Here is a 21,169-nt window from a genome sequence, read left to right as displayed (position 1 = left end):
GAGGTAATTATAGAAGTTTTCCGGCGGCAATTCGCACAGCTTCTGACCAAGAAGTAAAACAATGCGGCGTGGACGCCAGTTCTTCGCTGGTAATTTTATACCGAACAGCCAAGGCTAGCTCGGCTGCCATATCGCTAGCGTGTGGCCCGACAATTGTCCCACCGATAATAACTCGCTTCTTATCAACGATCAATTTCACAAAACCTATTCGCTGGTCGGTAATATTGCTGCGTACGGTAGTCGTGAGCGGAACAATTGCTATTTTTGCGCTTATTCCTTTCGCTTTACAGTCGTATTCATTCATTCCAATTTGAGCTATTTCTGGCTGAGTAAATGCAACTTGTAGGCGTGGGGAATCATTGAATTTAATCTTATTATTATGTAACAAATTATGAGCCGCAATACGACTCTGCGCTAAGGCTGTGTGGGTTTGGATATTGGCGTCAGTTACATTTCCTGCGGCAAAAATATGTCGAGCGGAAGTTTGTAGGGAAGAATTAACCAAAATGCCATTTTCGGTATATTTTACGCCAGCGTTTTCTAAGCCTAAATCTGTCGCAGGCAATTGTTGGTCGGCAATTAGAACCTCATCAACGCGTACAGATTTTTCTATTCGCCCTTGTAGAAAGGTGACACGTTTTTGTATAGACGATTTTTGTATGGCGATAATTTTAGTGCGAGCTAAGATTGAAATGTTGCGATTTTTTGCGTCATTCGTAACTAAAGCACTGACTTCTGAGTCAAATGTTGATAATATTCTGGACGATTTCTCTGCTACGTAAACTTTTGTTCCCAGGGTGGAGAAGATGTGCGCCAATTCTAGTGCTGTAGCTCCCGCGCCAACAATGAACATGATTTTTGGTGGACGCTTCAAGCTAAAAATAGTTTTTGGAGTGTGGTAAGAAACGGCGCTTAACCCAGGTATTTCTGGAATTTGCCAATTAGATCCAGCTGCAATGAGAAATTTGCGAGCGGACAAATGTCTGCGATTGACGGCTATTTCGTTCGGACTCAAGAAATGCGCATTGCCAGCAAAAACACTAATGCCTTGCTTCTCATAATAATAGCGATTACCACCAGCTCCAGTCCTCTTTACGACTTTGTCTTTCCAGGAGAGCAGAGAAGGGTAGTTATATCCAACAGAGTTAGTGCGCAATCCAAACTTAGCAGCATCTTTGGCTGTTTGATAAACGTTAAGAGCGTGAGTTAAGAATCCAGTTGGTACATCTCCCCAGTTTGGTGATTCCCCGCCGAATGTTGATTTTTCTACAACAGCAACTTTTTTTCCGGCACTTGCTAATATGCTGGCTGCGGGTGATCCACCAGCGCCACTACCAATTACGATATAGTCATAGTCAAAAGTTGGTTTTTGCGACATCAAATCTCCTAAATTATGGTTTTGTAATTTTTATATAAATAAGCCGCGTCGGGATGCAGAGTTTTCATAATGCGTTGTGCTTGGCGGCGGATATCGGCAGAGGTTATTTCTGGGTGAGTTTCGCACCAATTCATAACGCCCAAAGTGACGGTTTTTGCGATGTCTTGAGCTTGACCTTCTGGCGTACGAACGCTTAGGCAGGTGGCAATTATGGAATTGTGGAGCTTGTCTGGACTAAACTCCTCTGGCGGTCGCTTTCCTTGTTTGATGACGTCAATTTGATCTGGCTTTACCATAAATTGCCTCCGTAGCTAATGACACCAATAACGCGGTCGACGAATAGGAATGCCGCCAAAATTAGTAGGCTGCCACCGCTGGCGAATTGCAAAAATCTCTTATGATCTTCTCGCCAACGTTGTAAATTAGAGATGCTGCGTCCGCTGCCGATCAAGACGATAACGACAAACAACGGCAGTGCGGACACGATGACGTAAATCGCTACGCTGATGATTTGCAAAAAGGGGTTTGGTAGGGTAATAATGGCCAGGCTGGCGGCGATAATTGGCGCGATGATGAATACAATTTCTGCAATAACGCTAATTATTCCCAGAGCAAAGCTTTCTACGGAGTTTTTGGTTTTTTTGGTGCACTTGTTTAAATATTCTGCAAAATTGCGTGGAAGCCATAATGAAGTTCCTGGTTGTCGTCGAAAGTAGAATGCCCAAATTGCAATTCCTAAGCCAAACATCATCCCTGAAGAGACGGCGGCAACGAGTTGTTCTGCGCTGGTGGCGTGGTGGATAAATAGTGATAAGAAATAGGAAATGGAGCTAATGAGCAGTAGAGTGATTGTTGAAACACCAAATACAAAACTGTTGCTCATACGAAAAATTTTTCTCTGGGCGGTTTTTTTGCCAATTGAATGCCCGCTAAGTAACGTTAAAACACTGACGCTAAGCTGAAAACTAGCGTGAATAATCGCTGCAAAAATTATGGTGGCCAGTGATGAGATTGTTACGGGGGTCATTTTTGTGTATAAATCCTTCTCTACCAGTGTACCACAAGCGGAATGAAAAGGTAAATAATGACCGAAAAAGGTATTGCTTTTTTGTCAAATTTATGATAGTATAAAAACAGTTAAATAATTAATACAAAAAAGGAAAAAATATGGAAATCAACACCAGTGAATTAGCTGAATTTTTAGAAGTAACCCGAAAAAAGGATTTAGCAACGTGGGAGCGTCAGCGTAATTCATGGGAATTGGATAGTTTTGTGTCGCGGCGATTGGCGGCTTTGGATGGTGTCCAATCTGAAGAGCTTGAGCTAATTTAATTCAGTATCTATAAAAAATTCCCCGCCGTATTGACGAGGAAAGATAATTTCTGGTAGCACCGGGTGGACCCGAACCACCGACCTCAGGCTTATGAGTCCTGCGCTCTAACCAGCTGAGCTACGGTGCCACACTGCATTGATTGTAACAGATAGTATAAAATTTGCCAAATACGTTTTAGGTAAATTGTGAGATAATGGATATGTGAGATATATTATCGCAGTCAGTGGTGGGATTGATTCGGTAGTTTTGCTGGATTTGATGTCGCGAACGGAAAAAGATTTGGTGGTCGCTCATTTTGACCATGGAATTCGTGAGGATTCGGCGAGCGATGCTAGATTTGTCGAGGCTTTAGCTGATAGATATAAGATACAATTTGTTTGTCGGCGCGAAAAACTGGGGGCTGATGCCAGTGAAGAATTGGCGCGCCAAAGACGGTATGAATTTTTGCGTGGCGTGGCGACGGATTTTGATGGCGTGATAGTGACAGCACATCATCGAGATGACATTATTGAAACTGTAGCGATGAATCTTAAGCGTGGCTCCAGATGGCGAGGTTTGGCGGGGATGAGCGATAGTCAAATAGTTAGGCCGATGAATAGCTGGACTAAGCAGAGAATTTATGAATATGCGATTCGCCAGAAATTGGAATGGTGTGAAGATGAGACAAATCAAAGCGACTTGTATCAGAGAAATAAATTTAGGCGTAAGATAAATCGTGAACTTGATGAATATCAGAAACTTGGAGTGTATGAGGCGTGGCGAAAACAGAGAGAATTAAGAGGGAAAATTGAGCAGGAAATAGAGAAGTTTGATGGAGAAGTACTTAGTCGGTATTTTTTGACGATGATAGATGATAATGTCGCACAAGAATTGCTATATTATTACGTTTTACGACATTATGATGTGTCGTTACTGGGTTCTCAATTGGAGCGTATGCTAATTGCTATAAAAACTGGGAAAGCTGGCTCTTGCTGGCAAGTTGGTGGCGGCATTGTGATGAAATTGACGCTAAGAAGTGTTATAATAAAGAGAGTTTGATTAGTATAGGCGAAAGGATTAGTTGAGAATGGCTGTTAAGATGCCTCAAAGAAATGGAAAGAATAGAATAAGTCAAATTTTACGATTTGGATTGTTTTGGGCAATTATAATTTTTGTAGCGTTAATTTTTTACGCAACACTCTTCCCTGCGTCAAATCTTAAAGATGTTGCATTATCTGATGTGGTGCGTCGAGCAAATGACGGTAAAATTGCTCAATTGGAGATTCAAGGAAACGATATTAAGATTACTCCGAAAGATCAATCAAAACCTACCGAGCATTCAGTCAAGGAATCTAGTAGTATTTATGAGCAGGGCTTGAACAAGGATGCTAAGGTTGAGGTGAAAGTTATCCCGCCATCAACAACCGGCGAAACTATGTGGAACCTGGCGGTTATGGTTGTGCCTGTGCTGATTATCGTGGTGTTCTTCATGTTTATGATGCGCCAAGCTCAGGGTCAAAATAATCAAGCCATGGGATTCGGTAAGAGTAAGGCTCGCCTGTATGGACAGGACAAAGAAAAGGTTCTGTTTACAGATATCGCTGGAAATGATAACGCCAAGCAAGATTTACAGGAAGTTGTTGATTTTCTCAAACATCCGAAGAAATATAAAGATTTGGGCGCAAAGATTCCAAAAGGCGTATTATTAGTCGGTAATCCTGGTACGGGTAAGACGATGCTAGCCCGAGCTGTTGCTGGCGAGGCTGGTGTGCCATTCTTCTCAATTTCCGGTTCTGAATTCGTGGAAATGTTTGTTGGTGTTGGTGCTAGCCGAGTGAGAGATCTGTTTTCAAAGGCTAAGAAAAATGCTCCATGCATCATCTTCATTGATGAGATTGACGCTGTGGGTCGTAAGCGTGGCTCTGGTATGGGTGGTGGTCATGACGAGCGTGAGCAAACCTTGAACCAGATTTTGGTAGAGATGGATGGTTTTGATGGCGAAACGAATGTTATTGTTTTGGCGGCAACCAACCGCGCGGACGTTTTGGACCCAGCTTTGCTTCGACCTGGACGATTTGACCGACGTGTGAATATTACATTGCCAGAACGTAAAGATCGTGAGGCAATTCTAAAAGTTCACTTTAAGAAAAAGCCAACTGACGAAACTGTTGATCTTGATAAATTGGCGGCAAAAACCGCTGGCTCATCTGGTGCGGACTTGGCAAATATGGCTAATGAAGCCGCGATCATTGCCGCGCGTCGCAATAAGAAGAAGATCTCAAATGACGAATTAACTGAGGCGTTTGAGCGTGTGGCAATTGGTCCAGAGCGCAAGACTAAGATAATGAACGATCACGAGAAAGAGTTGACTGCTTATCACGAAGCTGGCCACGCAATTGTTGGTCACGTCTTGCCTGATTCTGACCCGGTTCATAAGGTTACAATTATTCCGCGCGGCGGTACTGGTGGAGTAACATGGTTCTTGCCGCCAGAAGATAAGAGCTACACAAATGTTTACGAGTTTAAAGATATTTTGGCTCGGGCAATGGGCGGACGAATCGCTGAGCAATTGATTTACGGCGATGACGGAATCACTACTGGAGCTGGTTCGGATTTGCGAAAAGCGACTGAAATTGCCCGTGATATGGTGATTGAGCAAGGAATGGGCAAGGGTTTGCGCGATCAAGTATTCCATGAAGATAACGGCGGTTTGATGTTCGATAAAATGACCAGAGAGCGTCCGTATTCTGATGAAACTGCGAAGATGATTGATGAGGAAGTTGCGCAATTGATTACCGAAGCTAAACATCGTGCAATGTTGGTATTGAAAGAGAACCGTGCGTTCCTTGATAAGTTGGCTGAGGCCTTACTGAAGGAAGAAACTCTGGAAGAATCTGAGGTTGACGAGATTCTTAAGGGCACTAAATTACCAAAAGAAGCTAAACTGCATTCGTAAAATACTATGGGGCGCGTTCGTAGTACGGTCACGAAAATAAATCAGCGGCTTAATGTGAAATTGGCTGCTACGATTCTGGCGGGCTCGACGTTGTTGTCGAGCTTGCTGGGGTTTTTCCGTGATCGTCTGCTGAACTCTGCCTATATGCCAAGCGAAAATGGAGCGCTGGCGGGATACCCGGTTGGACTAGACGCCTATACGGCGGCTTTCATGGTGCCAGATTTTATGTTTGCAGTGCTGGTTTCTGGTGCGCTTAGTGTGACGTTCATTCCAGTTTTTAATGAGCGTTGGGTCAAGGGTAATAAGCAGTCTGCTTGGCAAATTAGCTCGAGTATGATTAATTTCATGGCGCTAATCACCATGGCGGCGTCGGTGCTGATTATTATCTTTGCCGATCCGTTGATGAAGTATTTAATCGCGCCTGGTCTGAGTGAATCTGGTCATGCTTTGGCGGTCAGTATGATGCAGGTGATCGCGGTTAATCCGTTTATTTTTGCGGTTGCGGCGGTGATTGCTAGTATCCAGCAAGCGGTCGGGCGATTTATGTTCTGTGCGCTGGCGCCAATGCTATATAACATCGGTATTATTATCGGTACGGTGTGGTTCACTGGCGGTGTCAATTTATTCGGCTGGCAGATTTTTGACGGCGGCATTATGGGTGTGGCGTTGGGTGTGGTTTTGGGCTCGTTCCTGCAATTGATCGTCAGCGCGGTTGGCTTGGCTGGGCTTGGGTTTGATTACAATTTCAAAATTTATTGGCGGAATAAGGGATTTAGGAAAGTTTTATCTTTACTGCCGGCGCGTTCTGTTGATCAAGGAATGGATTATGTGGTTAGCTTGGTCGAGGTCAATTTGGCTTCGCGCTTGGCTGACGGAACGGTTAGGGCGTACCAGCAGGCTTTGACCCTCCATATGATGCCGATCAATCTTATTGGCGTGGCGATTTCAAATGCCGCTTTTCCTCAATTGACTGAGCATTTGGGTGAAGGTCGAAATGACCTATTTCAAAAAGACCTGCGTTCCCTGCTGAGAATTATTTTTTGGATGGCTCTTCCGGTGTCGGTGGTGATTTTCTTTACCAGGGGATACGTCGTGCATTTTATTCGCAATGGTGGCAATCAACTGATCGCGGGAATTTTGGGCTGTTTGGTCGTGGCGATTTTATTCCGAACCATTTACCACATGGCCGCACGAGCATTTTACGCCCGACAAGACACGAAAACTCCGCTGTATATTTCAATTTTCTCGATTACTTTGAATATTATTTTAGCAATTGTTCTATCGATGGTCTTGAAAATGGGCGCGTATGGATTGGCTTGGGCTCAATCAACAGTGGCGGTTTTGGAGGTGGTTGTCCTTTTGGCGGTTATGAATCGTCAAATGCCAAAATTATTCGACATGACGTTTGTGCGAGCGATTTTTAAGATGATAATTGCTGGAACTGTTACAGGCGTGGTTTGTTATATTGCCGTGCTAATTATGCCGTTTCGTTATCATGACGACAGTTTCTTTAGCGCTTTTCCGAAATTCGTTATCATTTCATTGGTCAGTTTTGGTGCGTATGCCGCGGCTTCAAAGTGGTTAAAATTGCCAGAAATTGACCCGATTCTTGCACGATTGAAAAAAGTGTTATTTGGACGATTGGAGTTTAAGGGCTAATGGAAAATATTCGGAATTTTTGTATTATTGCTCACATTGATCATGGCAAGTCTACGCTGGCTGATCGAATGATGGAGATGACTGGGACGGTAGAGAAGCGCGAGATGAAGTCGCAGTTGCTGGATTCGATGGATTTGGAGCGGGAAAAAGGCATTACTATTAAGTTGGCGCCGGTGCGAATGCGATATAAAAATGTCGATCTGAATTTGATTGACACTCCAGGGCATGTCGATTTTAGTTATGAAGTCTCGCGTAGTTTGCAGGCTTGTGAGGGCGCGATATTGGTGGTAGATGCTAGTCAGGGAATTCAGGCGCAAACATTGTCGAATGTTTACTTGGCGATGGAGCAGGATTTGACAATTATTCCGGTGTTAAATAAGGTTGATTTGCCAGCCGCCGACATACCGCGCGTATCCAGACAAGTTATTAATTTGTTGGGCTGTGACGAGAGCGAGATTATTCATATTTCTGCTAAAACTGGTCAAAACGTAGATAAGGTTTCGGATGCGGTTGTTGAGCGAATCCCGGCGCCAGTTGGCGAGGTTGATGGTCCAACTAGGGCGCTGATTTTTGATAGTTATTATGACGATTATCGTGGCGTGATTTTATACGTGCGGGTGGTTGATGGGCGAATTAAAAAGGGTGAGTCTATCCGAATGATGGCGACTGGCGCAAATGGACTAGCTCTGGAAGTTGGTCATCTTAACCCAGCCATGCAGCCCGACCCTTCGCTTGAAACTGGCGAAATTGGCTATATTGTGACAAACCTGAAGACGACACGCGAGGCGCGGGTTGGCGATACGGTAACACTGGGGAGATATTTTAATTAAGATTAAAAAGGGAAACCACGAATCTACAAACAATAAGCTTAACTGAATTTTTTTGGCGTTGGTTCGTAGTATTGACGCGTATGATTGCTGAAATCAGTTTCCTTACCAGATTTGGCATAGCATTTATTCGACAAAACTCATTAAGTCTCTTAATAAAGAAATCAAACGTCAAACGAAATAGAAGGTTCTTTTTCCTAACGAGGAGGCTCTGGAACGTTACTTAGTTACTTTGTTTGAAGACTCTACTAGAGTGTTTACACAAAATTATTGACAGCATCTTTTCCTTTATAATATAATAAAACCTCATGAGGTATTATATGTCTAAACAAAAAATTAATCGCTTTGTCGGATCTATTGGAGCTTTTATTGGGATCCTTGTCTTTATTGCATATATTCCACAAATTATCGCTAACCTACAAGGAGAAAAAGCTCAACCATTCCAACCACTATTCGCAGCAGTTTCTTGTTTAATTTGGGTAATCTATGGTTGGACAAAAGAACCTAAAAAAGACTGGATCCTCATCATTCCCAATGCAGCGGGAGTGATATTAGGCGGTTTAACTTTTATTACTTCTTTATAAAAGTTATATAAACAAAACCAGCAACTTCATAAAAAAGTTGCTGGTAGAGATTTTGGACTATCACAGGAAAAAATATTTAACCAAAGTGATATATTGTTTGATAAATCAGAGTATAATAGTAATTAAAAATAGGATTGGATAGCGAGCAGATTCTTGCTTCCTGCTATGTTTATATTCCATCAAGTGTAAGTTAATTAAGATTAAAGAAGGAAAAATCATGAATCCACAAACAATCAGCTTAACTGAATTACAAAAACACCTCGATCAAACATGTAAAGAAAAGGGATGGGATAAAAATTCTGTCACTGAAGTATTCTTATTGTTTACTGAGGAAGTTGGCGAGCTGGCAAAAGCAGTTCGCAAAGAGACAGGATTTAAGGATGAGAAAAAACCTGACAATCATGACAATCTGCGCGAGGAGTTTGCGGACGTGCTGAACTATTTGATGGAATTGGCAAATCGGTTTGACGTCAATTTGGCGGAAGTGTATTTTGAGAAGCACAAGATCAACCAGACGCGACAGTGGAAATAGTATATACTAGTATTGAAAAGCGCAGATGTAATAAAATGTACGAAATGGATATTGATATGTCTATCGTTGGCAATTATGAGTAATTTCAAAAACTTTGCAGAGAAAATTAGATGTCGGGTGATTCCAGTAACACGTGACCGTCGTGTGTGGTTAGATGAGAAAATTGTCGACGATGATTCGTATAGTATTTTTATGAATGGACGATCATACGAAATCGGTGAGGAATACGATGACTTTTTGTGTGTTACGGTTGACAGTTTTGCCGAGCTAGCAGACTCTATTCTCCGCGAGTTGTATGCGCGCGGATTTTCATCGTCAGACTATAAACTGATCAACGAAAATTATGTTCATCTAGACTATAGCTTTTTGAGCGATGACATGCCTTGGGTCGCTTGGTGTAATGTTGATGCAATAGTTAAGGGCGATATTACTGACGAGAAGGACTATCGTCGCGACAAATCTAAACGCGGTCGGTGGATGAGTTACGTTGAACTGGTTCAGGTTATTGGCAAGAATCAAGCTCATAAGATCTTTGAGCAGTTATAGGTTAGACCTCAGTGTGTACGGAATAATTTGCTGAGAATAAGTAGGCATGCAAGGAGCGATTTACTGTGCGTTTATATAAAAACATTGAGCTGATATAATAACAAATAGTTATGACCAAAAAAATTACCGTCCAACCACTTCCAGGCTATAAAGAAGTTAAGCCGTTTGTCTATGCGGGGTTTTTCCCAGTGTCCAACGAAGACTATAACGACCTGAAAGAGGCAATTGAAAAGTTGAGTCTGAGCGATTCGGCGTTACAGTTCGAGCCGGAGAATTCGCCGGTTTTGGGCTACGGTGTGCGAATTGGATTTTTGGGATTGCTACATATGGATATTATTCGCGAGCGATTGGAACGTGAGTATAATTTGGATTTAATTGTGACCAATCCGAGTACTGATTATCAAGTTAGTCTGACGAATGGCGAGGAGCTGGATATCAAGTCTGCTAGTGAATTGCCCGACCCAGCGCAAATAAAAGAGATTCGCGAGCCGTGGATTGATGGTGAAATTGTCGTGCCGCAGGATTATATTGGTGCGGTGATTCAGTTGATCGTGAGTAAGCGTGGTCGCCAGAAAAACCTGAGCTACATTGACGAGCGAGCGCTGATTTCATTTGCGGCGCCACTCGCGAATTTGTTGACGGATTTTTATGACCAATTGAAATCTATTACCAGCGGCTACGGTTCGTTTAATTACGAGTTGGCGGATTATCAGGTGGAAGATTTGGTGCGCGTCGATTTTTATGTAGCGGGTGAGATGGTTGACTCGCTGAGCGTGATGTGTCATCGGTCGGAATCGCAGCATTTGGGGCGTGAGATTGTTAAGAAATTGAAGGAAGTCGTGCCGCGTCAGAGTTTTGAGGTTTCATTGCAAGCGGCAATTGGCGGTAAGTTTATTGCCAGGGAAAATATTGGCGCTTATCGAAAAGATGTTACGGGCTATCTTTACGGCGGCGATGTCAGTCGTAAAAAGAAGCTTCTCGCCAAGCAAGCACGCGGTAAAAAACGAATGAAGCGCTTCGGTAAAGTCGACATACCGAGCGAAGCATTTATGGTAATGCTAAAAAGGGATTAGTTGTGAAAAAACCTATTGTTTATATTGATATGGATGGCGTTTTGGCGGATTTCAAATCTGCTTTAACGAAGATATCGCCTGAGTTGATTGATGAGTTTGCCGGTCAGCACGATAATATTCCAGGAATTTTTTCTTTAATGGATCCAGTGCCTGGAGCTATCGATGCGGTTTACGCCCTGAAAGACAAATACGATTTATATATTTTATCTTCTTCTCCGTGGGAAAATCCGACGGCTTTGGGTGATAAGTTGGCGTGGGTGAAAAAGTATTTTGGCGGCGAAGGTTCGGATAATGTTTTCTTCCGTAAGGTTATTTTTTCGTCAGCAAAGAATTTGAGTCGAGGCGACATTTTGATTGACGATCGGACGGCGAATGGCGCAGGCGAATTTCCTGGTCTGCTTATTCGTTTTGGAAGTTCTGAATTTCCCAATTGGCAATCTGTACTTGATGAGTTATTATAGGTAAATATTATGCCAAGTATCGAAGATCTTATTACAAATTATCAGCCAACTGAATCGACAATTGAGTTGGTTAAAAGTACGAAAATTGCGCTGCTTGCGGGAATTTCTGGTGCGGGCAAAGACACGATAAAAAAACAATTACTGAAGTCGCCGGAGTTTCGCGATATTGTTTCTCACACTACGCGCGCGCCACGCACAAATAATGGATGTGCCGAGCAAGATGGAATTGACTATCATTTTATTGATTCGCAAACTGCCGAAAATATGTTACAAAATAATGAATTTATCGAGGCGAAGTTTGTTCACGGTACAGTTTATGGGACATCGGTGGCTGAGCTGAAATTAGCGCATGATCAGAACCGCGTGGCAATTACCGACATTGACGTTCAGGGCGTGGAGGAATATGAGCGACTGGCGCCAGATAGCATTGCGATTTTCATTGTGCCGCCAAATAGTCAAACTTGGATTGAGCGATTAAAAAAGCGTTACGCGACTGAAGAAGATTTTCAAGCGGAGTGGCCAAAGCGTCATGCCTCGGCGATAAAAGAGTTGGCTTACGCGCTTGAAGTTCCGTATTATCACGTGATTATTAATGACGATTTGGAGCGAGCAATTCGAGTGACCGAGGAAATTATTTTGCGCGGCGACGTGTTTAAGCGTCAAGATGACGAGGCGCGTTTGGTGGCTCGAAATCTCCTCAATGATATAATTAATCTATGAGTTCAGTAAAAATTCCAAAAAAAATAGCAGCCAGACAAGATCGTTCTTCGAAGACCTTGACTACATTGTTAGACCAGTCCTTCTTTATCTTTGCAGGTTTGGCGTCGTTTTGGTTGGCGTGGTTGGTACTTAGAGAAGGTTGGGCGACGGGCGGCTGGTGGCTGGTTGGCTTGTTCTTTGTTGTGTGGATAATTGTGGCGTATTTGGCGTTGCCTAGGCTCCATCGAATTTTGAGCAATATGTACGTGCCGAACTATTTTATTGGCAGGACGCGAACAGCGGACGGAGTATTAAGCGACCCTGTCAATTTGAGTGTGCGCGGCTCGGAAGAAAAGCTCCATAAAGCAATGACTGAGGCTGGCTGGGTTCTAGCGGATGACATAACTCCAAGGTCAGCTTGGAAAATGGTGCTTACGGTACTGAGTGGTCGTAGTTATCCAAATGCGCCAGTGTCGCCAGCATTTTTGTTTGGTAGACGGCAGGACTTTGCTTATCAACAAGAGGTTGACGGCAACCCAAGGCGTCGTCATCATGTTAGGTTTTGGCGATGCCCAAATGGCTGGCTTCTTCCTGGTGGTCATCGAGTTGATTGGTTGGCGGCTGGTACGTACGATAAGAGTATCGGCTTTTCTTTATTTACTTTTCAGTTCACACATAAAATTGACGAGAATATTGATATTGAACGAGATTATATCATTGAGTCGGTTAAAAGTAACAATAAAAATGTTAGAGTGACGATATTAAAGGATTTCTCAACGGGCTATCATTCGCGCAACGGTTTCGGGGATTCCATTCGCACTGATGGTGATTTGCCGATTTTGGAAGTCGGTCGGATAAAGACTGACGATAATGTCACGGCTTCAACGCGGCTCGGGGTGATTATGGACGGCACAATTTATGATCGTCATCCGCGAAATCACGAAACCCTATTGGAAGAGCTTTGGGGCCGCCGACCGCCGCAGATTTTAATTGGCGGCGGACTAATGATTCTGGCGTCGTTATTCACAATCGGGCAAATGCTGGTGGACTTTTCTAGCTGGCCGACGACTTTGGTGCAAGTTGCGAATATTGACGGAATTGATATAAATGCCGCGAATACCATGTTGTCAATGATGGCTGGTTTTAATGTGTTGTTGGTTGTGGCGGAAATCGTGCTGGTTGGGCTACTACTTCGAGGAAGTAGCCGAGCGCGAATCTCACTGCTTTCTGTGGCGACACTAGCTATTGTCACCGAATCTTTATCCGTGACAATTGGGCGAATTAATGCGTCGATTATGCTGCTTTTGATCTCAATTGGCGTGCATATTATGATCATGATGTTGTTCTCTTCGGATGCAGCGCGCTACTTTACGGAAAGACGATAAGGCTTGGCACTCTGCTTGTATGAGTGCTAGATTTGCGATATAATTGGACTATGACCGAACGTCAACAAGCAATCCTTGTCGCTATTATTGAGCAATACGCTGAAATTGCGGCGCCAGTTGGTAGTGTAACGCTAGCCAAACTGTTTGGCGTGAGCAGTGCCACGATTCGCAGTGAAATGGCAAAGCTTGAGGAGATGGGATTTATTGAGGCGCCCCACACGAGCGCAGGTCGAATTCCGACAGACAAGGGATATCGTTTTTATGTCAATGGAATCACGGCAGCGCAAATGACGGAATTGCCGAGCGGTATTGATAGCAGCACGAAGGCAATTGAAGCGCACGTCAATTCAAATGTTGATACTTCAGACAAAGCGATTCGCCGAGCGGTTGATGGTTTGGTGGAAATGACTGGCAATTTTGGTTTTGCGTCATTTGGTTCGAGTTTGTATATGAACGGAATGACTCAGTTATTCAGTCAACCAGAGTTTGGCGATGGCGATCACATTCAGGCGGTTGCTAAATTGATTGACAATATCGAGCCGTGGCTGCGCGAAGCGGCACCGGACGAACCGCTAAATGTGTTTATTGGTAGCGAAAATCCAATTGGCAAAAGCAGTGGTGCTACGTTGATTATAAGTAAATTTAAGTCATCGTCTGGTGGCGATAATTACATCGGTGTGATTGGTCCGACGCGACAGAATTATCGTCGAACGATGGAGCTGGTGCGTCGTACGGGCGCGATGCTGGAAGAAGTCTTATAGTGGCTAAAAGGAGGAAAAATGACGAAGAATAAAAAAGCTGAAGATTTAGAGAAAGAAATTGCTGAGCTGACGTCGGATCTGCAGCGGACTCGAGCGGATTTTGAGAATTATCGTAAGCGCGTGGAGGCAGAAAAACAGTCAGCGCATCAAATGGGTCAGACTAAGTCGGTGATGAAATTATTGCCAGTTATTGATACAATTGAGCGAGCTGTTGCTAACGTCCCAGAGGAGATTCAAGATAATGCGTGGGTTAAGGGTGTGGCTGGTCTGAGCAAGCAGCTTGACAAGCAGTTGAAGGAGATTGGTTTGGAAAAAATTGACGCCAAATCCGGAACTTTGTTTAATCCTGAATTCCATCAGGCTGTTCAATTTGACGAATCGACGGATGGCGATAAGGAAGTTATTGCCGAGGAGCTTCGCGCTGGCTATACTTTGAACGGCTCAGTTATTCGCGACGCAATGGTAAAAGTCACTCGTCAGTAATATGATTGCGAAAAAACAGCTATTAGCACTCTTGACATTAGAGTGCTAATTATTTATACTGAGATAGTTGGCACTCGCCACGAAAGAGTGCTAGAATGAATATAAGATATAGGCCAGATGTGATCATAACAGAAAGGGGAATCATATGGGTAAAATTATTGGTATTGACCTTGGTACAACCAACAGCGCATTTGCGTATATGTTAGCTGGAAAACCAGAGGTAATTTCTAACGCCGAAGGTAATCGTACTACGCCATCTGTGGTTGCGGTTAATAAAAAGGGTGAACGACTTGTTGGTCAAGTTGCTCAGCGTCAGCGCGTAACAAATCCAAAAAACACGATTTACGGTGTTAAGCGTTTGATTGGTCGTAAGTTTGATGATAAGGAAGTGCAAAAAGACTTAGATATCATGCCGTACAAGATTGTTAAAAAAGGTACTGGTGTGGCGGTCGAGATGGGTGATAAGGAATATACACCAGAAGAAGTTTCAGCAATGATTCTTAGTAAAATCAAGGCTGACGCCGAAGCTTTCTTGGGTGAAAAAGTGACGGAAGCAGTGATTACGGTGCCGGCGTACTTTGACGATTCACAGCGCCAAGCGACTAAGGATGCTGGTAAAATTGCTGGATTGGAAGTTAAGCGTATTATTAACGAACCAACAGCTGCGGCTTTGGCTTATGGTCTAGAAAAGGGTAAAAACGACGAAACTATCGTAGTGTTCGACCTTGGTGGTGGTACGTTTGACGTGTCGGTGTTGGAACTGGGTGACGGCGTATTTGAAGTTAAGGCAACTAATGGTGATACACACCTTGGTGGTGAGGATTTCGACAACACTATTGTTAACTACTTCTTGGACGACTTCAAATCAAAGGAGGGAATTGATCTTCGTAAAGATAATGCAGCGATGCAGCGCTTGAAGGATGAGGCTGAAAAAGCGAAGAAAGAATTGTCGACGGTTACTGAATATGAAGTCAACATTCCATTTATCACTGCTGATGCTGATGGTCCAAAGCACTTTGAGATGAGCTTGAGTCGTGCTAAGTTGGAAGACTTGGTTAAGGGTCTATTGGATCGCTTGGATGGTCCAGTAGAAAAGGCTTTGAAGGATGCCAAGCTTTCTAAGTCCGACATTAACAATGTAGTTATGGTTGGTGGAATGACTCGTATGCCAGCTGTAGTTGAGCGCGTAAAGAATTTCTTTGGAAAAGATCCAATGCAAGGCGTGAACCCAGATGAGGTTGTGGCTGTTGGTGCCGCAATCCAAGGCGGTGTCTTGGCTGGTGATGTTAAGGATGTGCTGCTTCTGGATGTGACTCCGCTTTCTCTTGGAATTGAGACGATGGGCGGTGTGTCGACGAAGTTGATTGACCGAAATACGACGATTCCAACAAGCAAGAGTGAGGTTTTCTCGACAGCTGCGGACAATCAGCCTCAGGTGGAAATTCACGTTCTTCAGGGTGAGCGCGAGTTTGCTAATGACAATAAGAGTTTGGGTCGTTTTGTGCTTGATGGTATTGCGCCAGCACCACGCGGTGTGCCTCAAATTGAAGTGACCTTTAACATTGATGCCAACGGTATTCTTAACGTTACGGCCAAAGACAAGGGAACAGGTAAAGAGCAATCAATCACTATCCAAAACTCTGGCAATATGAGCAAGGAAGATATTGAGAAGGCGCAAAAAGAAGCCGAACTTCACGCGGACGAAGACAAGAAAAAACGCGAAACTGTCGATACGAAGAATCAGCTTGAAAACGCTATTTATCAGGCAAAGAAAATGCCAGACGAATTCAAAGATAAGATTTCTGACGATGATAAGCAAGCGATTGAAAAAGCTGTCGAAGAGGCTGAAAAGCACAAAGATTCTGAAGATAAGGATGAATTGGACGCTGCAATTAAAGCCTTGAATGACGCGATTATGCCAATTGGGGCTAAGATGTATCAACAATCAGCCGACGATAAAAAAGCTGACGAAGCTGGCGACAAAAAGTCTGATAAAGACGAGCCGGTCGAAGGCGAAATTGTCGACGAAAAATAAACCTAACGTATTTACAAAGAAGGCTGCTCGATAAAAAGAGTGGCCTTTTTTGAACTTAGCACTCTTGCACTGAGAGTGCTAAACGCGTATAATATATAAGGTATGAGTAAGCGTGATTATTATGAAATATTGGGCGTTCCAAAGACCGCTTCTGAAGATGAGATAAAAAAGGCTTTTCGTAAATTAGCAATTAAATATCACCCTGATAAGCAGGGCGGCGATGAGGCTAAGTTTAAGGAAATTAATGAGGCCTATGAAGTTTTGAAAGACAAGCAGAAGCGACAGCGTTATGATCAATTTGGTCATGCTGGCGTGGGTGGTGCTTCTGGCGGCGGTTTTTCCGGTAATCCGTTTGAGGGATTTGGTGGATTTGGCGGTCAAAATGTTCACTTTGATTTTGGTGATGGTGGACTAGGTGATATTTTTAGCCAATTCTTCGGTGGTGCTTCTGGCGGCGCTGGGAATGGTCGTTCGCGTGGGCGTGATGTTGAAACTAGCGTAACACTAAGTTTTGAGGACGCGGTATTTGGTGTAGAAAAGAAAATTAGTTTAATGCTGGATGTTGAATGTGAACATTGTCATGGCGATGGCGCCGAGCCTGGATTTGGAATGAAAACGTGCCCAACTTGTAAGGGCGCGGGTCAGCAAACTCGAACGATGAATTCGCTATTTGGACAAATTCAGCAGGCGGTTGTTTGTGAAACTTGTCATGGTAAGGGGAAAGTTCCTGAAAAAGAATGTTCAGTTTGTCGAGGAAAAGGCACGAACCGACAGAATCAGGATATCACTATTAAAATTCCGGCAGGGATTGATGATGGCGCGACAATTCGTCTACGCGATCGTGGCGAAGCAGTTGCTGGTGGCAGTAGAGGTGATTTGTATGTCCACATTCGCGTTAAGGCGCATAAAAAATTCACTCGTGAAGGCAATATTATTCTTAGCGAAGAGCATATTTCTATGGTTGATGCGGCGCTAGGAACGGAAATTGATGTGGAAACTGTGGACGGTGTGATAACGATGAAAATCCCGGCGGGCACTCAGAGCGGCACTGACTTTAAGTTGTCGGGTCATGGCGTGCCGCACTTACATAGTGAATCTCGTGGTCCGCATATTGTGGGTGTTATTGTTGATACGCCAACCAAATTGACCAAAAAGCAGAAGGAGCTTTTGGAGCAATTTAAGGGTGCGAAAAAACGAGGACTGTTTTCCTAGTATATTTGTCGAGAAAAAATCCTGTGTTATACTGAAGCTAACATAAGAGGGATTGAAGGCATGGGATTAATTTTTCTGATAATAGTTATTATTGTAGTAATTAAGCTAATAAAATTATTACAGAGAGGTAATAGTCAGCCGTCTAATTATTCCGAAGATTATCGGCAGGGATATTGGGATGGTGTGCGTGATGCACAAAATGGATGCGCAAAAATTGAGAATGACAACGGTCAAGTGAGGCTTATCACCGAGAATCAAAGCGCCGCTTCGCGGCTTGCGAATATGCCGTTGAATATCAGTAAAAATGAGAATCTCGATAATATAATTCCTACTAGTATTTCCACAGCTGAAGAGAGAGTAAATACGGTTGCTGTGCCTGTTGAGAATAATATTGAACGAACATCACATATTAATGACGAAGAAAAGTTGTTTGCGGTGTTTATGCTGACTTTACCAATTGAACAAGCACCACATATTGATGACAAGGAAAAGGAGAGGGGCCGTAAGACTACAATTAATATAGCGCTATATACGGCATCGCTACTTCTGACTGCGGGAATATTGCTTCTAGCCCAGGCAATTAATCTATCTATCCAACTTAGGTTTGGATTGGTGTGGCTGTTTATTTTTATTTATTATATTATTGGTCAGATATTGTATGCTCGCTTGCCAATATTGAAATCTGCGTCGACGGCACTTATTGGTACGGCTTTGGCAGCTGTACCAATTGGTGGCTGGACTATGAACTTGCTTTTAGGCATCGACCCTGCATGGTGCTGGCTTATTACCTCTGTAATTGGTGCTATTTTGTGTGTTGATGCTACAGTGAGATTGAATAGTAGACCTCTTGCTTATGTATCGCTACTATCGATGTTTACGATGACGACTAGTTTGCCGGCTGTCGTGCATGCGCAGCTGGTCTGGTATTACGTTGTAATGCTGCTATTTGGATGTTTGATGACTGTGGCTGCATATTTTTCTAGTCGTCTTCCTCGTCAGTTCGTCGAACCGTTAAACGTTGTAAATCCGTTTATCGTGCCGATGACGATGTTTGTCGCGCTTAGCTCGTCGGCATATATGGGCACATTAGATATTAGCGTACTGTTATTTGCTAGCGTTGCATATTACTTTACGGTTGCTCTTGTTGAGAAGTCTAAAAAGATGCGTACTTATGAATTGACAACAGCTCGCTTATTGTTAATGGTAATGGCTACTAGTTTTACAATGTATTTGTCTGACGATAATCAGTTGGTCGTAAGTGTGATTTTGGGGCTAGTAGCGCTTGGAAATATAATCTGGTCCGCTGTATCAATGTGCATTCAGAAACAGTATGATAGACATCATGAAATAGTATTGTGGGCTAGTTTTGCTGTGTCATTAAGCGCTTTGTTTGGCGTGATCGGTTCTGGAGATTCGCTACGAATGATGGTTGCTTTTACCTTTATTGGTGTTATTTCAGCGATTAGTCTTGCAATCCTTTTTTTGTTACGCCGTGCCCGCTTCGGTATTATGGTTGTGATATCTGGGATTCTATTGGTGCCGATTGGTATAACACTATTCAATATCGATATAGCCATAGCACCACGCGTACAGTATCTAATTTTTCTATTCATGACGCCACTACCAGTTATTTGCCGATTGCTAATTTTGAAGCGTCCGAATATTAGTAAAAGTCAAGCTGCTTTAGTATATGGCGCTGCGTCAACTTGGCTATTAATGGCAATGTTTACTTCAGCGATGATAGCCACTTATGCGACAGAGGAATCCCTGATGTGTCTATCGGGCGCGATAGCTATCGGCGCTGGCATTATGAGTGTGATTGTATGGCGCGAAAAAGTTTATGAGTTTGTAGTTGGAGTTCATACCTCTTTAATGTTGTCGGTATTTTTGCTAGCTTTAGGTTTTTCGGTGTCTAGTGAAAACGTCTCTATTTTAATGGCGTGGATAAATGTGTCGTCGCTATTAATAGTAGAATGGCTTTATCGTCGTCATGGCAACACGGCCATCAAAAGTCGTGAGCTGCTTCTATATTCTATTATTGGTGTGGCTGTGCTTATTATATTGTCGTCAATTCATCCGATAGTTTGGTTGCCGCTAGTGGCGTTACTATACTATGCATTTTACCGATGTCGTAGAGAGGTTTATTTGGGTGGGGCATATATTATGACAATCATCTTTGTTTTATTATCCCTGCATTGGTTGAATATACCGTTTAATGATAATCTTGCAATTGCTTCATGGGTGAGTCTAGTTGGTTTTGGGTCTTTGTACTGGATGCTGCGAATGAATAGGCAATCGTCAATTATTGGTGATATGACGCTGTGCGCTGCTACAGTTCCAGCGATAGCGCTTCCAATGATTAATCTACTGGCAACATATGATTTGTCGTTCAAGGTATTGGGATGGCTAGCAGCCGTAGCGGCTCTTTATATGGCGGTACTTGCTAAACGAGATTGGCGAATAATGGCAATAGCTGCACATCCGAGTCTGGTGTTGTTGCTTTGCCTTATAGCTCAATGGTTTGCTATTCCACTCGAATTTATGTCAGTCGTTGCCCTGGTTGTTTTTGCGGTGTTTTACGGCTTGGCTATTGCTGCGCGAACCAGAAAGATGTCGAGTCTTTGGTATTACTCTTCGTTCTATAGCGCCATCGGCTGGTCGGTAGTCTTATTGTCTATTGCTACATCAGTTAGCGCTACTGTGGCGTCAGTGATTCTGGCAGCGCTGGTGTGGATAATTAACGGTATAGCCTTGATGTTCGAAGGTGTTCCTAAAAAGAATATTTTATATTTTGATTCAGGTGTAATCCTGATTTTGTGCGGCGTTTTATTTACTATTAAAAACCTAGCCCTACCCGTTCACGCTATCACAATACCATATTTGTGGTCAGCGGCAATTCTTTCGGGAGCGGTGATGTCGTGGCGTTGGTTGGGGTATATTCATAAGTCTACGACAGTGCATCTAGTACTGGCTCTCTCTGTGTTTAGTCTGCCGACTCTCGTCTTGGCGTTCGCAGGAGACAGCGTTATGGAAATATTATTCCTAATAGAGCATTCATTGATGGTTGTCGTGGGGTTGGTGCTTAACAAACGACTGATTACGACCTGGGGTGCTGTATATGTGACATTAGCTTTGATATATCTATTGTCGGGATACACTTATGTATTAGCTATTTTGGCTGGTATATCTATCATCGTAGCGGTGATAATTGTGGTAGCGAGAGCTCAAAGAAGCAAAAGGCAAGATATTGTAAAAAGATAGTTTTT

The 21,169-nt window shown here is 43.3% G+C and carries 19 protein-coding genes, 1 tRNA gene and 2 pseudogenes; 18 read left to right on the top strand and 4 right to left on the bottom strand.

The features are described from left to right. Window positions 1-7: 7 nt before the first annotated feature. Genes LRM48_RS03490 through LRM48_RS03480 form a run of 3 tightly spaced genes read right to left on the bottom strand, consistent with a single transcriptional unit; the run spans window position 8 to window position 2,405 of the window. Window positions 8-1,378: a dihydrolipoyl dehydrogenase family protein gene (locus LRM48_RS03490; protein ID WP_243812199.1), complete on the bottom strand. Its 1,371-nt coding sequence runs from the start codon at window positions 1,376-1,378 to the stop codon at window positions 8-10. 8 nt (window positions 1,379-1,386) lie between these two features. Continuing rightward, window positions 1,387-1,674 carry a hypothetical protein gene (locus LRM48_RS03485; RefSeq protein WP_243812200.1) on the bottom strand — a complete coding sequence of 96 codons (288 nt, stop codon included), beginning with the start codon at window positions 1,672-1,674 and terminating at the stop codon, window positions 1,387-1,389. Beyond that, window positions 1,668-2,405, bottom strand: a complete 738-nt coding sequence (locus LRM48_RS03480) for a hypothetical protein (RefSeq protein WP_243812201.1) — start codon at window positions 2,403-2,405, stop codon at window positions 1,668-1,670. Before LRM48_RS03480 ends, LRM48_RS03485 begins: the two co-directional genes overlap by 7 nt. Window positions 2,406-2,545: 140 nt before the next feature. Between LRM48_RS03480 and LRM48_RS03475 the strand changes: the two genes are divergently transcribed. Next, a complete protein-coding gene (locus LRM48_RS03475; RefSeq protein WP_164999847.1) occupies window positions 2,546-2,710 on the top strand; it encodes a hypothetical protein in 165 nt (54 codons plus the stop codon). Between the two features lie 51 nt (window positions 2,711-2,761). Here LRM48_RS03475 and LRM48_RS03470 read toward each other — a convergent pair. Continuing rightward, window positions 2,762-2,838, bottom strand: a tRNA-Met gene (locus LRM48_RS03470). 74 nt (window positions 2,839-2,912) lie between these two features. Between LRM48_RS03470 and tilS the strand changes: the two genes are divergently transcribed. The 17 genes and pseudogenes from tilS to LRM48_RS03385 all read left to right on the top strand — a co-directional run bounded on the left by tilS (window position 2,913) and on the right by LRM48_RS03385 (window position 21,164). Beyond that, complete coding sequence (gene tilS, locus LRM48_RS03465; protein WP_129744601.1) at window positions 2,913-3,749, top strand: tRNA lysidine(34) synthetase TilS; 837 nt, start codon at window positions 2,913-2,915, stop codon at window positions 3,747-3,749. A gap of 28 nt (window positions 3,750-3,777) precedes the next feature. Further along, window positions 3,778-5,646, top strand: coding sequence for an ATP-dependent zinc metalloprotease FtsH (gene ftsH / locus LRM48_RS03460; protein ID WP_243812202.1), 1,869 nt, complete (start codon window positions 3,778-3,780; stop codon window positions 5,644-5,646). A gap of 6 nt (window positions 5,647-5,652) precedes the next feature. Next, window positions 5,653-7,305: a murein biosynthesis integral membrane protein MurJ gene (murJ, locus tag LRM48_RS03455; protein WP_243812203.1), complete on the top strand. Its 1,653-nt coding sequence runs from the start codon at window positions 5,653-5,655 to the stop codon at window positions 7,303-7,305. Further along, a pseudogene (locus tag LRM48_RS03450) lies at window positions 7,305-8,117 on the top strand (GTP-binding protein); the annotation flags it as partial. The gene murJ and the pseudogene LRM48_RS03450, both read left to right, overlap by 1 nt. 112 nt (window positions 8,118-8,229) lie before the next feature. Then, window positions 8,230-8,406: pseudogene (locus LRM48_RS03445) on the top strand (transposase); the annotation flags it as partial. A gap of 46 nt (window positions 8,407-8,452) precedes the next feature. Next, complete coding sequence (locus tag LRM48_RS03440) at window positions 8,453-8,716, top strand: SemiSWEET family transporter (RefSeq protein ID WP_061582780.1); 264 nt, start codon at window positions 8,453-8,455, stop codon at window positions 8,714-8,716. Window positions 8,717-8,933: 217 nt separating this feature from the next. Then, window positions 8,934-9,248: a dUTP diphosphatase gene (locus LRM48_RS03435; protein WP_129631678.1), complete on the top strand. Its 315-nt coding sequence runs from the start codon at window positions 8,934-8,936 to the stop codon at window positions 9,246-9,248. A gap of 75 nt (window positions 9,249-9,323) precedes the next feature. Beyond that, window positions 9,324-9,794, top strand: a complete 471-nt coding sequence (locus LRM48_RS03430; protein WP_243812205.1) for a hypothetical protein — start codon at window positions 9,324-9,326, stop codon at window positions 9,792-9,794. 110 nt (window positions 9,795-9,904) lie between these two features. Continuing rightward, the gene (locus tag LRM48_RS03425) at window positions 9,905-10,867 is read left to right on the top strand and encodes a hypothetical protein (protein WP_243812206.1); all 963 of its coding nucleotides are present in this window, start codon (window positions 9,905-9,907) and stop codon (window positions 10,865-10,867) included. 2 nt (window positions 10,868-10,869) lie between these two features. Next, window positions 10,870-11,328: a 5' nucleotidase, NT5C type gene (locus tag LRM48_RS03420; RefSeq protein WP_243812207.1), complete on the top strand. Its 459-nt coding sequence runs from the start codon at window positions 10,870-10,872 to the stop codon at window positions 11,326-11,328. Between the two features lie 9 nt (window positions 11,329-11,337). Continuing rightward, on the top strand, window positions 11,338-12,048 hold the full coding sequence (locus LRM48_RS03415; RefSeq protein ID WP_129637153.1) for a guanylate kinase: 711 nt from the start codon (window positions 11,338-11,340) through the stop codon (window positions 12,046-12,048). Next, window positions 12,045-13,412, top strand: a complete 1,368-nt coding sequence (locus LRM48_RS03410) for an LssY C-terminal domain-containing protein (RefSeq protein WP_129744682.1) — start codon at window positions 12,045-12,047, stop codon at window positions 13,410-13,412. The genes LRM48_RS03415 and LRM48_RS03410 overlap by 4 nt, the downstream gene beginning before the upstream one ends. A 50-nt stretch (window positions 13,413-13,462) precedes the next feature. Continuing rightward, window positions 13,463-14,173 (top strand): transcriptional regulator, encoded by a 711-nt coding sequence (locus LRM48_RS03405; RefSeq protein ID WP_129744681.1) that lies wholly within the window; start codon window positions 13,463-13,465, stop codon window positions 14,171-14,173. An 18-nt stretch (window positions 14,174-14,191) separates the two neighbouring features. Next, window positions 14,192-14,656, top strand: a complete 465-nt coding sequence (locus tag LRM48_RS03400; RefSeq protein ID WP_129744680.1) for a nucleotide exchange factor GrpE — start codon at window positions 14,192-14,194, stop codon at window positions 14,654-14,656. Window positions 14,657-14,801: 145 nt separating this feature from the next. Next, entirely contained in the window at window positions 14,802-16,691 is a 1,890-nt protein-coding gene (gene dnaK, locus LRM48_RS03395) for a molecular chaperone DnaK (RefSeq protein WP_243812208.1), read from the top strand. Between the two features lie 102 nt (window positions 16,692-16,793). Further along, entirely contained in the window at window positions 16,794-17,903 is a 1,110-nt protein-coding gene (gene dnaJ / locus LRM48_RS03390; protein ID WP_243812209.1) for a molecular chaperone DnaJ, read from the top strand. A gap of 60 nt (window positions 17,904-17,963) precedes the next feature. Beyond that, window positions 17,964-21,164 (top strand): hypothetical protein, encoded by a 3,201-nt coding sequence (locus LRM48_RS03385; RefSeq protein ID WP_243812210.1) that lies wholly within the window; start codon window positions 17,964-17,966, stop codon window positions 21,162-21,164. Window positions 21,165-21,169 lie beyond the last annotated feature (5 nt).

The organism is Candidatus Nanosynbacter sp. TM7-008 (assembly GCF_022828245.2).
GTDB lineage: Bacteria > Patescibacteriota > Saccharimonadia > Saccharimonadales > Saccharimonadaceae > Nanosynbacter.
The sequence above is the reverse complement of the archived record's forward strand: the minus strand, read 5'-3'. Positions and strand labels throughout refer to the sequence as shown.